Genomic DNA, 13944 nt, shown 5'->3' on the forward strand with positions numbered 1-13944 from the left:
ACACCTCCAATGTCATTCATCATTTATATTTCTGAAGCTCTTTTAATTGGCATAGTTTTTCTTTTGTTAGCCGGCCGTCATGCAGAGCGCTCGCCACAATTGCTCCCGAAACGCCCTCCAGCATCAGCCAACGCAAGTCCTCATATCCGGAGACTCCTCCGCCTAAAATTAAAGAACCTGTCATTTTCGTTTTCTTTGGCTGTACACCCAAAACGGCTAAGCATTCTTTGATTAGAGTTTTATTCAGGCCTGCACCTGTACCCACCCTGCTTAGTTCCAACAAAATAAACTGTTGAATCCCTAATTTCATTAGTTCTCTCATAGCTTGTGGAGGGGTAAGACGGGTAAGTTCCACAGCAGCACTCATAATTTTACCATCCTTAATATCAAGGCTAACCACAAGCCGCTCCCTTCCATAGTGGTTTATGATCTCTTGTAACATTGCTAGTGAAGGCAAAGTCTCCGTACCAATAATGACCTGGTCTGCTCCGGCTGCCAATACTTTCCCAACGCCATCAACGTCATAAACTCCCGCATCAATCATAAACGAAAGGGGTTTATGGTTATTTACTCTTTCCGCATTTTTCTGTGCCACGAAATTCAAATGATCCTTTTTCATGGAAGACATGATGGCGTCAAGATCTGCGACATAAAACTCGCGCAACCCCAACTGCTGAACGAATCCGTCCACAAGGGGAGATAACTCTGGCGACATGCTTAAAATACTTTCGATAGGTTGGTATTTTTCCCGCTCGCCTCGAATCCCGTGAACAACCACTCCATTCTTGAGGTCCAAAGCGGGAATGACTCGGAATAATTTTTTATTCATAACCCTCCGCCCCTTCTTTTAATTAACCTCCAATTGGCCGGCTAATAGCCAAGCCACCGCATAGGCTGTTAAGGCATAGCCTTCCTTGGCGCCCGGAATGCACTCCCACCACGGGATTGCTTCCCATTCTAAACGTCTGGCCACTTCTCTGAGAAGAAATGAACCCTGACTGGCCATGATCAGCCGTTTTGGCCATGGTTGCTCCAACCGTGAAAGGAGTTGCCAAACCGCATCGAGAACTTGCTGAAGTTGCTTTTCTTGGATGAATCGAGCAAGTGCATAAACCCCATTCTGACCGAATTCCTCGGGGTCAGAAGCAACCACACGCGCCAGCCGTTGAACACATGCCGCGATATCCCGCCCCGCTCCATCAGGGGTAGCGACATCATAATCCTCTTCCCTTATCAAGTTCAACAGCCGGTAAACATCAGCGGTGATCGAAAAGTATTCACTCGTCACCTTGCAGGGCAGGCCCTTTATATGAACATAATCGACAATCGCTTGCACTTGGGTTCGCAGAACCCCTGTGTAGACCAGTTCTCCATATAATAAACGCTCTAGATCCGTACGCCCTTTGACCACAACCTCCCCTTGAAAGAGGGGCAAAATATCTGTTGTGGTGCTGCCCATATCTACAAGAAACGCCGCCTCATCATGATTGACCAGCGGACTGCGGGCCAAGGCGGTTGCACTGGCTAACCAATTCGCTGCCGCCGCATCCAGTGGTTTCTCTCTCGTTTGAGACGGACTAACAAAAACCCCGCGGGTTGTCCAAACATAGAGGGGAATATCCCTAAAAACCTGCTCAACCAAATCCAGAATTGCCCTAACTCCTTCGGATTTGGACTTGAAAATGTCACACAGTTCGGCCGTCATAGTCAGAGCAACCCCTTGAAGAGTCTGGTCATCCCCCATTTCCCGGTTGTACTTGAAGGTTTCTAATACCCCTTGCAATCCTTCAGGATCTCTCCACACCTCATGATATACAGATTCCCCTTCGGCTCGCACAACCCGGCCATTTTGCATCTCCACCCAACACACCTTGGTATTAGCTCCGCCAATGTCCAAACCCATAAAAACAGACATTCTTTACCCCTCTCCTTCACAATGGGTTTTCGGATTTGCGCAGGTTGTTTTGCCTTATTAACCCACTCGATAGGTATAAGTTCCGCTTATCTCAAGGGGCGCCGGTAAGCGCTGCTCCATACAGGTAAGCCAAAGATCCTGTGCTAGATTTCGTTTAACGACTTCTCTCAACGCGACATAGGCCACTGAAACTCGAGAATTGATCTCCATGATCACGGGCCCGGTTTGGCCGAGGACCAGATCAACCCCCACAAATCCTGAAAGTCCATCCACCGCCTGGCAGGCACCCTTGGCAATATCAAGAGCTTCCTGGGCCTGTGGATGCTGATAAGGAATCGTAATCCCCTGGAAATAGAGTTCTTCATCCTCAGCTATGTGTTGACGATTCAAACTTAATGTTAACACCTGGCCGGCCGTGACAAAGCAACTGACGCTCACAGCTTCTCCTGAGATATACTCTTGTACCAGAAAAGGTGCGGGGCCTGAAACACCTTTAAATTGTTTCACTGCAAGGTCTAGGCGGGCAGAATCTTTGATAACCATAACCCCCTGCCCTCCGGCCCCAGACACTGGCTTAAGCACCATCGGCATGGGAAAACCTTCGATAATCCTGGTCTGCCAGTGAGGAGGTAAAGGATGTGTCAACGTTGCAGTGGAGGGAACAGGTAAGCCCTGGCTTGCCAATAACTTAATAGTTTCCGCTTTATCACCGACCAGCGCCACCGCTTTGGCCGATGAACCCAAGACCTGCTTTCCTTTCCCTTCGGCTGCGCCGATCAGCCTGGCAGAAAGCCCGTCCGTTTCAGGCGCGATCACTAAGACAGTGTCACACTCTTCCAACCTTGCCTCATATTGCTCAAGCCAGGTTCCGGTCCCCTCCTCACTCCAAGCAATATGTACCCCTTCGGCATATGGGACTTGGACCATGAGATCCTTAACTCGAGGATGAAGGATCGTAGAAATTTCCAAGCCCGGGATCTCCATAAAATCACTCAGAACTGCGTTGAGCATAGAAAATCCCAAAACGGATAAATCTCCGTTATCGTCCATTCCGCCGGCAGAAAAAAACTCATAGATTAAAACTCGCAAAAATCCCTGCCTCCTTAAACCTTTTAGCTTTGGCATAAGCTTTGGCAAATCACACGAATTCCTTTACAATAAGATTAGAAGAAAGATTGAGTGAATCAAGTCTAAAGAAACCATGGCCGGCGCCAAAGGGGGGCCGCCTTAGTTTAAATGACTGCATTTTTAAATAAAATGGCAAGGGCTGATTGTAATGCAAAAACCCATCATCATCAAACTGGGTGGCAGTTTGATTTATAACGAAGGGGGCCAAGCGCTCCAGGAACTTGGAAACATCCTGCAAAGTTTGTCCGCCCAACATTCTCTGGTTATTATACCCGGCGGAGGACCCTTTGCCGACAGTGTCCGCGACTATGGAGAACGCTTAAACCTCAGTGACCCGACCTGTCACTTTATGGCTTTGTTAGCCATGGATCAGTTTGCTTATGTCCTTCAGTCCTTTATTCCCGGCAGCAGATTAACTTACCTGACTGACCCATTATCTTTTCAGCAGGCAAGTATTCCCTCGAGTCCCCAGATCCTACTGTGCTCTCATTACCTAAGCCTTGTTCCACCGGAAGACCTGCCTCGCTCATGGGACGTCACTTCAGATTCGATCTCAGCCTATCTGGCCAAACAGCTGGATGCTTCCCTCCTTGTCTTGTTAAAGAGCGTTGATATTGATCCGGCGGTCAAAGAACCGGACGTTGATGCCTATTTTCATGAAGCTCTTTCACCAAATCTACCGGTTTGGTTTCTCAATGGTCTTCATCCCCAACGACTGGCCGAACTTTTAGAGAGCGGTTACACCCAGGGCGTCCATCTGGGTCCGAAGAGGTCTGCCTTTTTTGGCTGAAAAGAGACTTTAGAACATTGACCCGCTGAGGAGTCACTTCCCCCCGCAAGCGATCCCCTCCACAGGCGGCCGAACGGACCCCAATAATATCGGCGCCAAAAGTCAGCAGAGATTCTATTTCTTCATGCTTCAAGGATCCGGCTAAACCGCTAAAAAGCTGACGATTATGACAGCTGACTATGAATTCTGCGATTTGCTGCCTGGATAAAACATTTGGCAGAGAAGTCCCGTTTTTCACAAACGTATCTATAAGGCATCCCTGAGCACCGCCTTCCTGAGCGAAAGCGGTAAATTCTTCTAAGGTCCAAGACTCAGAAGACAGGGTGTCTGCATAAGCCACGGCAACCACAGGTATCCTTTCCCGCTGAACATAGGTGATCCCTTGCCTTATTTCCTGAAGGGTTGAGACGATCTCTGCCCGCGTTGCCCCTGAGAAAAATGCTATTTTCAGGTAATCCGGTTGGAACTGGGCGGCTCCCATAGCGACTAAGGCCGCAGCACTGGGTTTTCTCGGAAATTCGCCCAGAGCCACACTGATTGGCTTTTTGCCTTTGTATTCCCGGCATATATCCGCAATGACCCCGGGGCGTGGAGCCCCTAAAGCCCCTTCTGCGGGGTTCTTAATATCAATGAAATCCGTGCCTCCCTCGAAGGCGGCATTCGCCTCTGCCAGATTAACCACACTGACCAAGAGCGCAGGGGCCGAAGCAAAAAAGGGGGAGGATGATAATCTGCCCATGGAAACCCACTCCTTATGATTTATTCAATTCTAAGATTCCCTCTTCTCGAAACCAACCCGAAGGTTCCTTGATAACCTGCTCCTATAAGTAGGGATTTCACTTTCTCGTTTACATAGTCCCTCTGTCCCGGCGGTTTTTCCCCCAAAACCCCAGCCCATTTTCCAGAAACAAAACAAAAAGGATCACCGCTATCAGGTCTGCCGTCGAGCCGGGGTTTAAGTGATGCCCATCTTCTCTTAACCAGGCATCAAACTCTGCGGCTTGTGTCCGTCCGGCATCTGTCCGGAACCCTCCCGCTTCCCAAACCCTTTGAGCTCTCGCTTGAACTTGTCTGCTCAAACTTTCCCCTCCTTTGCGGGCAATCAGCGTATCCGGAAATTGGCTTAAAAGGAAGAGGTGTGTACCTGCGGTGGCATCGGGTAAAGACAGACCTACCTTCAGCGCCTGTTCCAAGGCTGGAAGCCCGACCTTGAAGACCGTCTGAAACTGGTTCGCATATTCCAGGGCTACCATGTCCCGGTTAGCGGCTAAACTCATCGCTTCTAATAAAGTGATATTCGGGGGATTTTCCTTGTAAATATCATGCTCTCCCGTGTGCCCCATGCCCGAAGGATTGGCGAGACGAATAGCCTCATAGACGTGGCGAGTATCTTCTGCCGTAAGTCCTGTGAGGACATGGGCTATCTCCCTTGCCCATCCTGCACGTTGGGACTCTTTTTTTTCCTCATCGCCCACCTTTTCCTGGCAGCAACTTTGTTCCATCCGGCTCCAGGCCATTGCCAAAGGAACCAAGAGTAAAACCATCCCTAAATTCGTATTCGTCGGAACCGCCTGGCGGGTTGCTTGGATCGCCGCTCGGATAGTTTTTCCTACCCCAAGCGTTCTGACCCGGCCTAACGGTTCCGCAATAGCCACTGCACTCAAATGGAAATCTTCAAGAGTACAGTCCTCAAAGTCATTTAAGCGGTTTACATTTCCCACTTTAGGCGCATTGGCTTCCAGAATGCAGGCCGCTTGGGCCGCCCCTGCAATATCCCAACGAAAATCTTCATAGGGCATTCTTTCTCTCACCCTCTAATCTTTATTGATCCCCGATTGCAGCTGACGAACCGTATAGTCTGCCAAGACGTCGGCAATCTTGACGGGAGTCACGGATTGCAGACCGGTCCAGCCCGGAATCCCATTGGCTTCAATAATATAGGGCTGTCCGTTGCTGATCAGAATATCCACGCCAAGGTAGTCTGCTCCTAAGAGCTCCGCCGTTTTAAGGGCTAGCCGGCTCAGGACGGGATCAGGTTCCACGTATTCCGCGACTGCACCGCAGGCGATGTTGGTCTTCCAAGTTTCTCCGCGGCGACGCATCGTACTGATTACTTCCCCACCGACAACAAAAAGCCGGTAATCTTCATTATTATGCGGAAGAAATTCCTGTAAATAATACACATACCGCCCCAATTCCAGGGCTCGAAAAACACGGTAAGCCACTTCCTGATCCTCAACCAAGACCATGCCGGTTCCGAGGGAGCCAAACAGAGGTTTCACAACCACCCTCCCCATCTTCTTCACACCCTCCATCGCCTGCTCGAAGCTTTCGGTCACGACGGTTCTGGGTACCGGCAAGCCCGCGTCGCCCAGCAAAGCTGAGGTATAGAATTTATCAACTGTTTTTTCTAAGACCACAGCCCGATTAATCACTTTCAAACCAAGTTTTTCTAAGCGGTGCAGGACATCGACCCGATAAATGACTTGTTCCAAGGATCCGCCAGGCAGCGAACGAACAAGCAGAGCATCCAACTCCCTGAGGTTCTCTCGATACCCATCCGAACCCGTGATGATGGTTGCCGGCTCCGGGATGAACGATGTCAGCCGTTGAGGGGGGACTAAGATAACCTCCGCGCCTGTGTTTTGCAGAGCTTTAGCTAAGGCCTGTATATGGGGGCCTTTTGCTGTTCCCATAATTCCAATCCGAAACCTTTGACGCATATTGTTATCTCCTATTGCTAGTATTCTTGAGGTTATCGATATTCAAGTCCGAAGGATGAGGTTAGCAGATCAGGGCGGAGAGACCCGGCATGGAAGGAAGAACCGCTCTGTATATTGCTGAGCCACACTTCCGCCGGACTGAATAAGAGGGGATCAATGTCATAGAAATTGCCATACTGTTTAAATAATTTTCCAAACAGGTCACCATAATCGCGCGAAGCCATTGACGGAATCTGTCCCACTAAAGAGCTTAGCTTATCATCGTCATCTCGCAGATTATAATGAACGGTAGCGCCATAGAGTACTGCATCATTGGTTCGACCTATGGCACTAAGATCATCCGCCGCCACCGGCGGAATCGGGCAAATACCCCAGCCGCTTTCAATCGTTCCCAAATCGTATCCCAGCTCCATGAGCTTATGCAAACCGGTTTCCACAGCCCGAGCCGCAATTTGCACCGAGCCGGCCGCCGATGCTGTGGGGGCCACTAAAATATAGAGATCGGACGGTTCACACCTGCATTTCTCAACGATCATATCCACGGCAGCTTCAGTAGGGAGTTTGCGGCTTTCTAAGCAAAAAATGGCGACGGGGGAAGAATCCCTATAGCCTAGCTTGGTGAACAGCTCCTCTGTCTGAACCAGAGCACGCCCAGGCCCTGATCCCATTGCCGAGAACTTGTCTTTTTTAATAAACCAGCCGGCATATTGGGATGCCAGGCAAGCACGAATGGGATGATCAGTGACTACTTCAATCCCAGGCCAGCGTAACCCGCCGAAGTCAGCCCACTGCAGCTTAACCTGAGCCAGACCCCCTAGACAGATCGAAGCAAAGGCCAGCCCTGCTTCCCACCCTCCGGGAACTTCTATACCACAATCAATCACCGTGGCCCCCCTGACCCTATGGACAGCCACTTGAAGCTGTTCACGGCGAGCGATGAGGTCACGAACGATAGGGAGCGCTTGTTGATTAGGGCTAAGTTCTGGCTTTGTTATTAAGGGCAATGACATATTAGAATTTCCCCCTTTCCTCCTTCGTTGGCGTCACCGCTGTAGCGACGAAAGGACACGTCTTGATATGAAGCAGGCAACGAGAAGCCAGCCTGAATAAGTTGGTTGTACAATAATCTCCAAAAGGGCAACTCATAAGTACAATTATAATAAAACGTGGGAAGCAGTTTTTTTGACTGCAGAAGAATCACGGTGCCGCGGCGCATGTTCGCTCCGACCCGAATCCCCGAGGTCCCTTGAATCAGAATCGTGCCTGCCATCATACCAAAGCCTGGCACGTCTCCGCAATCTCCTTCGACCGCGATCAGCCCTCGGCCCATCCGCGCTCCGAGCATTTGCCCGGCATCCCCCCCAATCAAAATCCTGCCGCCCGTCATTCCTTTAGTTTTACCCCGATAAGCAGAGCCCACAAAATGACCCGCTGAACCCTTAACTAGGATCTGCCCGCCTTCCATATGGGCACCCAGCCAATCACCGGCATTCTCTTCTATTAAAAGGGTTCCCCCACGCATAAGCGCTCCGGCGTGAAACCCTGCTGACCCCTGAATCAGCATTTCCCCCGCGGCCATGCCCTGCCCAAGGCGCTTAAACTTGGAAAGGTCTCCCTGTAATACCAGCCTCGCCAAATTCCCTTCCCCTTTGTTTACTGAATTCAGCACAGGATCAGCAACTCCGTTTTTAGACTCTTCCAATGATGTAATCTCGACCTCAAAGTAGTCGCCAACCCTTTCTTGGCGGTTTCCACACCAAAGGAGCATACTCTTGATCTCCGGAATTCCTTTTTCGGTGACATTCTCGGGGTTAATAAGTTCTGCTTCAACCGGCAAAGAGGGGATTTCTTTCAGAACCAGTGTAACCTGTGTTTTCATGCCTAACCCCCTATCCCTCTTCTTTATTCCCTACCTTAAAATCTCTTGGAGATGAAAATGGTGTTTACCCAAACGTCCTCCGTAATTTCCTGCAGTTATCCTCTTTACGCCCTGCACTTGGGATGCAGCAATGATCCCCACCTGCATCGCCCGACTCACACTCTCGAAGGTCAGACCATCGATCACAATCTCCAGCACAGAATTGACTCCTGCGGGAAGCAGGCTGTCCAGACGTCCCCGAATCGTTGGACAATAAGCTGTATTCGTCGAGGCAGAAAGAAATTTATAGTTTGACCCAACCTGACTCCCACTGCGAACCACCCCGCCCGGAAAGGGAAGAATAACACCGCGAACAGCACGCATAGCTTCTACTGCGGCTTCCGAGGCCAAAAGGGCGGCCCCTGCGCTTTCAGCCAAGATAAGAAAATTCCCACCGCCAATCCCTTTGACCACCGAGAAATCTTCTTGAATCAGAAATTCTCCTTCCATAACCGGAATCCGCCAATAGCGAACATTCCCAATGACCTTGCTCGCTTGATATCCATCCCCGAAAAAACGCAGTTTCCCTCCGATATTGAGTTTGCTTACAGCGTCATCTTGCCCCTGAAACTCTGGCAATTCCCCGTCGAAACAAGCTGAAGTAGGGGCGGTCATAATCGCCTGTCCGATACGTTTGATCAAGTGTTTTTCCATGTCTTCTTTAGAGAAGGCAAAAAATAAGCAATCCAAGCCGAACCGGCCATCCGGCGTACTCACTGCAGGTCCCTCAATCCCAGCTTCAACTCCACACCCGATAACTGAGGTGGCAAAGCCGGTGGCCGCCAGGGCGGCGTGGCGAGCCCATCGTTCATTGACCGCGGTGACTGTTAATCTTGTGCCCCGCATGGTAAACGCCTCGGCGAAGGTTTCTTCGATTTCTACCCCATTTAAATACAAGGGATCACCTCCTGACGCTCTACATACTCTTCTTGGACGGCAAAATTGGAGAGTGCAATCGAGTAGAATCTGGCAAAATCATCCGCCAGATCCGGAGGCAATTTCTGTGCGCCCTCAGGTTGAACAAACAATGTCCGGCCCATAACATTCTTAATCACTTGTCCGTCGCGAACAATAACCTGCCCATCTTTTAAGACATACGCCGGTCGGGAAAACATCGCTTCCTTATCCTGTTGAAGGGGATAAATGGCAACGTCCGCATCAGCCCCAACTCCCAAGTGGCCTTTATTGGAAAGTCTCAGAGCTTTGGCCGGACCGGCACGGGTAATGATGGCGATTTCATCGAGGGTGTATTCTCTGTCTAATTCTGCCAAGCAAGTATAACGAACTGCTTTCGGGTTCAGTTCTGCCAGCCGTGCCCTGCGATAGTCGGCATCCATAAGTAAACGAATGATTTGTGGATAGGCTGTAAACGGCCCGGCATTGGGATGATCCGTGGTTAGGAAAATCTGCCACGGATTCTTGACCAACAGGAGAAGTTCTAAACCAATCGACCATTGGATGGCATTGACCAGATTGCTCGGGCGGTAGATTAAGGGAACGATGCCTGCCCCCGTCTCCATCTCAACGTCTGCATTCGCCCACTTGTTGCCGGTTAACTGATGCAGATGAAATTGCATGGGAGAATCCGCGGTCATCGTGGTCACGGGGCCGAAAACAATCTGCCCCGCGTCACAGGTAAACTCAGGGTGTTGGTTTAAATACTCGGCTATCCGGGGCGCTTCTGACGATATGCCCCCACTTTTTGTTGCACCATAGGAGTGAAACTGCATATGGGTCAAATGTAAGCGGTGCCCTTCCAACGTACGCATAGTTTCCAAGGTGGTTTGCACATTTCCGGCTTCGCCGAGGTGGTTGGAATGCAGGTGCAGCGAGTGTGGCAAATGCAACTCCTCTACCACATCCACCAATTCCAGGAGCATCCGTCGTGGTGTCACACCGAAGGGTGGAACAGGGGTATCGAGATTGACCGAACCCTGACTCCATTTCCAGCTTTCCACGCCACCCGGGTTGACCACTTTCACAGCGTACCCTTTACTGCTGCGTAAAAGCCAAGCCACCAGATCCCTTAGTCGCTCTTTTCGTTTCTTAGAATCAGGCTCACCCAGGACTTTCATCATCATGTAGTTATTGCCCATGAGGGTATAAAATCCAGCGTCAAGCAGGGGCGTATCCTGCAGTTCTTCGTGTACATGACGGGCCAGCAAGGCAGGAACCGCCGCTTCAAAGACGGTCGTATAACCGAGCCTCGAGTATAACTGGCCCGTTAAAAATGTACTTGGAATGGTCAATCCCGTTCCTGAGCGCGACACTGACGTCTTGGTATGAAAATGGTCATAGTGATCTTCCGGACACATCATGCGTGCGGTATTTACCTTCGGGCCCGCCAAGTGGCTGTGAATCTCGACCCCACCCGGCATAACGACACAGCCAGCGGCATCGATCAGGTCCGGAACAGCGTTGTTTTGAGGAAATCCAGGCTCTGCTATGATTTTACCGTCCTCAATATAGACGTCTTTCAGCTCTCCGCTAACCCCGTTTGCCGGATCATAAACTTGCCCGTTGATAATCTTTAACATCCGCTATTCTCTCCTTTATGGATTTCACCACCTCAAGATCGGAAGGAAACGGGAAATCCGCCAACTTCTTAACCTGCAAAGCCACGTTATCCATCCGATAAAATGTGCCTGATACCCCCACCCCTGCTGGTGCTACCGGAATCACTACATTGGCCCATGAGGTTGTCAAATTTTCGTGAGGTTCCAAGACGATGGTGGGAATGTTTTTAAGATGCTCAACCGCAACTTTAGGCAGATGAGCCCCCGGGTCAGTCGCAATGATCAGGGCGGCATCCACCTCTCGGCGAATTAACAGATCCATAACACTGAATTCTCCCGGATTGTAACGCGGATAACCACGGCTCAAATTTACGGCAAAGGGATAGCCGGTTTGCCAGGTCAAAACCTGATTGCTGCCATTGACATTCCCGTGCCCCCGCATCGGTATGGCATAGAAGCGAGTGAACTCGTTCATTTCCCCGACCAGTTTAATGATCTGCTCCAAGTTTAAATCTTTTCCCCGACTCTCCGTCACCCCAATTCCGAACATCACAACCCCATAATGGCAAGCCTTCATTAAACTAACCAATTCCCGCCACTTGGACAAAGGCACACCCCCGACGGTACTGTCTTCAGGAAGCTCCGGTAAAGGTAAACCTTTGATTATAGCACGCAAGACTGTGGCAATCTCGAAGTCCTGTCCGGGAGTAATCTCTAAAAATTCATCAGCCTGTTTTGAAGTTGCAGTCGGTCGTACATCAATTACCACGACCTTCCTGCCTTTGCGGCCTTCCGCAACAAAGAGCCCTTTGGCTAAGGCAGAATAGCGGCTGAGATGACGCATATGGGATTCCATAGGGTTGCAGCCCCAATATATTAAGAGGTCTGCCCGATTCTTTACTTCCCCTAGGGTACATGAAGCCAGCCCAACGGACTGGCGGGCGACAACGCCCGGACCGTGTCAATAGGAAGAAGGGTTATCCACAATTCCCCCGATCAGCTCGGTCAAGGCAACAGCCTCACGCTGGGCCTCGGTTGTCGTACTGCATAAACCGTAGACAAGGGGGGCTTTGGCTTTCCCTAATATGCCTGCCGCCTCATTCAAGGCTTCCTCAAGGGTAGCGGCTTGACCGTTAATCCGAACCGAAGCCAAATCAGATTGGGCATGCATTAGTTTGTTTCGACCAATCGTGCAAGCCCTTTTTACCTTGGTAATTTGATTGTCCGCCACTTCGACTTCAAGATCGTCGCAAAGACATCCGCAAAAAGTACATACTACATCCTGATGACTACTCATCGACATGCCCTCCCAGATCAGTCTGCTGAGAAAATTTCAGTTCCGGTTCTAGGGTAACGGGCAATCCCTTAAAATCCGGGACTCCCGTTCCATGTGTTTCTCCACTGATTAACTGACTGGCTGTCGGCCCCAATGGCAGAAAGAATAATCCTCTCGGACCCGTCGTGGGCCGACAAGTGACGATGACCTCACCATCCGGACTTTTTAACCGCGCCGGTTGGCCCGGAGCCATTTCGAGTGCCGCTAAATCCTCCGGATTAATAGCCAACATGGATGTTTCTTCAAGGTATTCCGGGGTTAACTTTCCGTTTTCCATCGTGGCGCCTTGCCGGCCGGTACGAACAGTAATTAATAAACCGGATATGGTACCCATTTATAACCCCTCCTCTGCCAATCTATAACCTAACGTTTTAACTCTTAATGTGATTCGGCCTGTCGAACCACCGACGAGCTCAGGTCGCCAAAGACCCGAGCTACCCATTCACCCTTCACCTGGAGCTCTTCCCAACAGGTCATGTCACTCTCAGCCTTTGCAATAACCGTGCAGATAGGTTGCCCACACTCAATCTGTGTTCCTGGGAAAGGAATATCTCGAACCCCTTGCTCGTAAAGAAAATCCAGATTACGACCCAGTTGCTCCTTTACATTGAACGATGTTTGGGCATAGACGATACGCTTTCCCCAAAAACCCTGAAAGTCATTCTTCTTTCCCCTCCGAAGGCTAAGCTCAACTGAGTGGGTATCCCTCAGTCCCCGGCCTCCGCAGGCGGTAATATGATCAGAAAAAAAGCGTTTTCCTCTCCATTTTTCGATGAGTTCTACTGAGGCCGACCAGCGGGGATTCAGTTCGAGGATCCATATCCCTCTTGAGTTAATCATAAAATCTAAGGTATTGAGTCCCCGCAGGCCAAAGGTGATCGTTAGGTGCTGACTTATCCTGATCATGTCTGCTTCGAAGGAGCTTAGACCGGATAGGAAAGCAGTATCGAGGGGTACGATATTTCCCGCGTAGATATACGGCTTTCCACTCGGCCCCTGTAAACCGACCAATTGTCGGCTGGTTCCTAACACAACCGCCTCTCTGCCATCCGCCAGAAAGGTCACCGAGGCAGGGATTCCGGAGAGGTATTCCTCAATAATATACTGTGCTGGATCTCCTAAGTCCGCTATGAGTTCTAAGGCAACAGCCTTGTTCTGAGGCAGTTCGAGGATTCCGTGCCCTCCGCCTCTGTTGACAGCTTTTAAGAGCCACTTTTTTTCTGTTCCCTCCGGTCTCCATTGCTCAACGCTATAAAATAAAGGCATCGATACTCCTATTTCCAAAAGGGTTGCCTTAAGTCTCCAGGGATCTCGAACTTGCTTTAATGTCGAAATTCCATTCCCCATCAACAACCCCCGCTCTGCCCAGAAGACCAGCGGGTCAGGTTGGTTTTCCGGACCAGAGGCATAGGTCATTCCCTCACAGGAAATAGTCTTCGCCGCTTGCAGCAAATTTCTTACGGTGGGAGCTGACTTAAAATCGTTTACTAAGCTTAAGGTTTTTCCACACCACCGGCTGTCTACATCCCCAAAGAAATCGATCCCCATCACTGAAAACCCGGCTTCGACTGCCGATTCCATCATAGCCCGAATGCTAACCCCTGCGAGCAGGAACATT

Annotated in this window: 14 protein-coding genes and 1 pseudogene; 1 reads left to right on the plus strand and 14 read right to left on the minus strand. The window is 50.3% G+C overall.

Features of this window, described 5'->3' with window-relative positions; genetic code table 11:
- Window positions 1-19: 19 nt before the first annotated feature.
- From BUB11_RS18920 to BUB11_RS18930, 3 genes are read right to left on the minus strand one after another with little or no spacing between them, the layout of a single operon-like run.
- Window positions 20-829, minus strand: a complete 810-nt coding sequence (locus BUB11_RS18920) for a HisA/HisF-related TIM barrel protein (protein ID WP_073031314.1) — start codon at window positions 827-829, stop codon at window positions 20-22.
- An 18-nt stretch (window positions 830-847) separates the two neighbouring features.
- Window positions 848-1915, minus strand: coding sequence for a hydantoinase/oxoprolinase family protein (locus tag BUB11_RS18925; protein WP_073031315.1), 1068 nt, complete (start codon window positions 1913-1915; stop codon window positions 848-850).
- A gap of 57 nt (window positions 1916-1972) precedes the next feature.
- Window positions 1973-3040 carry an ATP-grasp domain-containing protein gene (locus BUB11_RS18930; protein WP_207650049.1) on the minus strand — a complete coding sequence of 356 codons (1068 nt, stop codon included), beginning with the start codon at window positions 3038-3040 and terminating at the stop codon, window positions 1973-1975.
- A 151-nt stretch (window positions 3041-3191) separates the two neighbouring features.
- On the opposite strand from BUB11_RS18930, the gene BUB11_RS18935 reads away from it, so the two are divergent.
- A complete protein-coding gene (locus tag BUB11_RS18935; protein ID WP_073031317.1) occupies window positions 3192-3833 on the plus strand; it encodes an amino acid kinase family protein in 642 nt (213 codons plus the stop codon).
- Here BUB11_RS18935 and BUB11_RS18940 read toward each other — a convergent pair.
- From BUB11_RS18940 to BUB11_RS18985, 11 genes and pseudogenes are all read right to left on the minus strand, one after another.
- Window positions 3736-4572, minus strand: coding sequence for a (5-formylfuran-3-yl)methyl phosphate synthase (locus tag BUB11_RS18940; protein ID WP_073031318.1), 837 nt, complete (start codon window positions 4570-4572; stop codon window positions 3736-3738). The two genes, BUB11_RS18935 and BUB11_RS18940, sit on opposite strands and share 98 nt — an antisense overlap.
- 109 nt (window positions 4573-4681) lie before the next feature.
- Window positions 4682-5632 (minus strand): triphosphoribosyl-dephospho-CoA synthase, encoded by a 951-nt coding sequence (locus BUB11_RS18945; RefSeq protein WP_073031320.1) that lies wholly within the window; start codon window positions 5630-5632, stop codon window positions 4682-4684.
- A gap of 15 nt (window positions 5633-5647) precedes the next feature.
- A complete protein-coding gene (locus BUB11_RS18950) occupies window positions 5648-6556 on the minus strand; it encodes an ATP-grasp domain-containing protein (protein WP_073031322.1) in 909 nt (302 codons plus the stop codon).
- A 32-nt stretch (window positions 6557-6588) separates the two neighbouring features.
- On the minus strand, window positions 6589-7566 hold the full coding sequence (gene mch / locus BUB11_RS18955) for a methenyltetrahydromethanopterin cyclohydrolase (RefSeq protein ID WP_073031324.1): 978 nt from the start codon (window positions 7564-7566) through the stop codon (window positions 6589-6591).
- Window positions 7551-8435, minus strand: coding sequence for a formylmethanofuran dehydrogenase subunit C (locus BUB11_RS18960; RefSeq protein WP_073031327.1), 885 nt, complete (start codon window positions 8433-8435; stop codon window positions 7551-7553). Before BUB11_RS18960 ends, mch begins: the two co-directional genes overlap by 16 nt.
- A gap of 30 nt (window positions 8436-8465) precedes the next feature.
- Complete coding sequence (gene fhcD / locus BUB11_RS18965) at window positions 8466-9371, minus strand: formylmethanofuran--tetrahydromethanopterin N-formyltransferase (protein WP_073031330.1); 906 nt, start codon at window positions 9369-9371, stop codon at window positions 8466-8468.
- Window positions 9362-11011: a formylmethanofuran dehydrogenase subunit A gene (locus BUB11_RS18970; RefSeq protein ID WP_073031332.1), complete on the minus strand. Its 1650-nt coding sequence runs from the start codon at window positions 11009-11011 to the stop codon at window positions 9362-9364. The genes fhcD and BUB11_RS18970 overlap by 10 nt, the downstream gene beginning before the upstream one ends.
- Window positions 10980-11939, minus strand: a pseudogene (locus BUB11_RS18975) (formylmethanofuran dehydrogenase subunit B); the annotation flags it as partial. The gene BUB11_RS18970 and the pseudogene BUB11_RS18975, both read right to left, overlap by 32 nt.
- Before the next feature lie 12 nt (window positions 11940-11951).
- Window positions 11952-12287, minus strand: a complete 336-nt coding sequence (locus tag BUB11_RS27890) for a molybdopterin-binding domain-containing protein (protein WP_200797955.1) — start codon at window positions 12285-12287, stop codon at window positions 11952-11954.
- Window positions 12280-12660 carry a molybdopterin dinucleotide binding domain-containing protein gene (locus tag BUB11_RS18980; RefSeq protein ID WP_073031334.1) on the minus strand — a complete coding sequence of 127 codons (381 nt, stop codon included), beginning with the start codon at window positions 12658-12660 and terminating at the stop codon, window positions 12280-12282. Before BUB11_RS18980 ends, BUB11_RS27890 begins: the two co-directional genes overlap by 8 nt.
- A gap of 44 nt (window positions 12661-12704) precedes the next feature.
- Entirely contained in the window at window positions 12705-13943 is a 1239-nt protein-coding gene (locus BUB11_RS18985) for an ATP-grasp domain-containing protein (protein ID WP_073031336.1), read from the minus strand.
- Window position 13944: the final 1 nt, after the last annotated feature.

Origin of the sequence: Desulfosporosinus lacus DSM 15449 (genome assembly GCF_900129935.1) — a bacterium.
In the GTDB taxonomy this organism is placed as follows: Bacteria; Bacillota; Desulfitobacteriia; order Desulfitobacteriales; family Desulfitobacteriaceae; genus Desulfosporosinus; species Desulfosporosinus lacus.

Coding starts and splice junctions, on each gene's coding strand:
- BUB11_RS18930 (WP_207650049.1), bottom strand. CDS start 3,040: ATGCCAAAGCTAAAAGGTTTAAGGAGGCAGGGATTTTTGCGAGTTTTA.
- BUB11_RS18980 (WP_073031334.1), bottom strand. CDS start 12,660: ATGGGTACCATATCCGGTTTATTAATTACTGTTCGTACCGGCCGGCAA.
- BUB11_RS18935 (WP_073031317.1), top strand. CDS start 3,192: ATGCAAAAACCCATCATCATCAAACTGGGTGGCAGTTTGATTTATAAC.
- BUB11_RS18960 (WP_073031327.1), bottom strand. CDS start 8,435: ATGAAAACACAGGTTACACTGGTTCTGAAAGAAATCCCCTCTTTGCCG.
- BUB11_RS18920 (WP_073031314.1), bottom strand. CDS start 829: ATGAATAAAAAATTATTCCGAGTCATTCCCGCTTTGGACCTCAAGAAT.
- BUB11_RS27890 (WP_200797955.1), bottom strand. CDS start 12,287: ATGAGTAGTCATCAGGATGTAGTATGTACTTTTTGCGGATGTCTTTGC.
- BUB11_RS18940 (WP_073031318.1), bottom strand. CDS start 4,572: ATGGGCAGATTATCATCCTCCCCCTTTTTTGCTTCGGCCCCTGCGCTC.
- BUB11_RS18950 (WP_073031322.1), bottom strand. CDS start 6,556: ATGCGTCAAAGGTTTCGGATTGGAATTATGGGAACAGCAAAAGGCCCC.
- BUB11_RS18970 (WP_073031332.1), bottom strand. CDS start 11,011: ATGTTAAAGATTATCAACGGGCAAGTTTATGATCCGGCAAACGGGGTT.
- mch (WP_073031324.1), bottom strand. CDS start 7,566: ATGTCATTGCCCTTAATAACAAAGCCAGAACTTAGCCCTAATCAACAA.
- BUB11_RS18925 (WP_073031315.1), bottom strand. CDS start 1,915: ATGTCTGTTTTTATGGGTTTGGACATTGGCGGAGCTAATACCAAGGTG.
- BUB11_RS18945 (WP_073031320.1), bottom strand. CDS start 5,632: ATGCCCTATGAAGATTTTCGTTGGGATATTGCAGGGGCGGCCCAAGCG.
- BUB11_RS18985 (WP_073031336.1), bottom strand. CDS start 13,943: ATGTTCCTGCTCGCAGGGGTTAGCATTCGGGCTATGATGGAATCGGCA.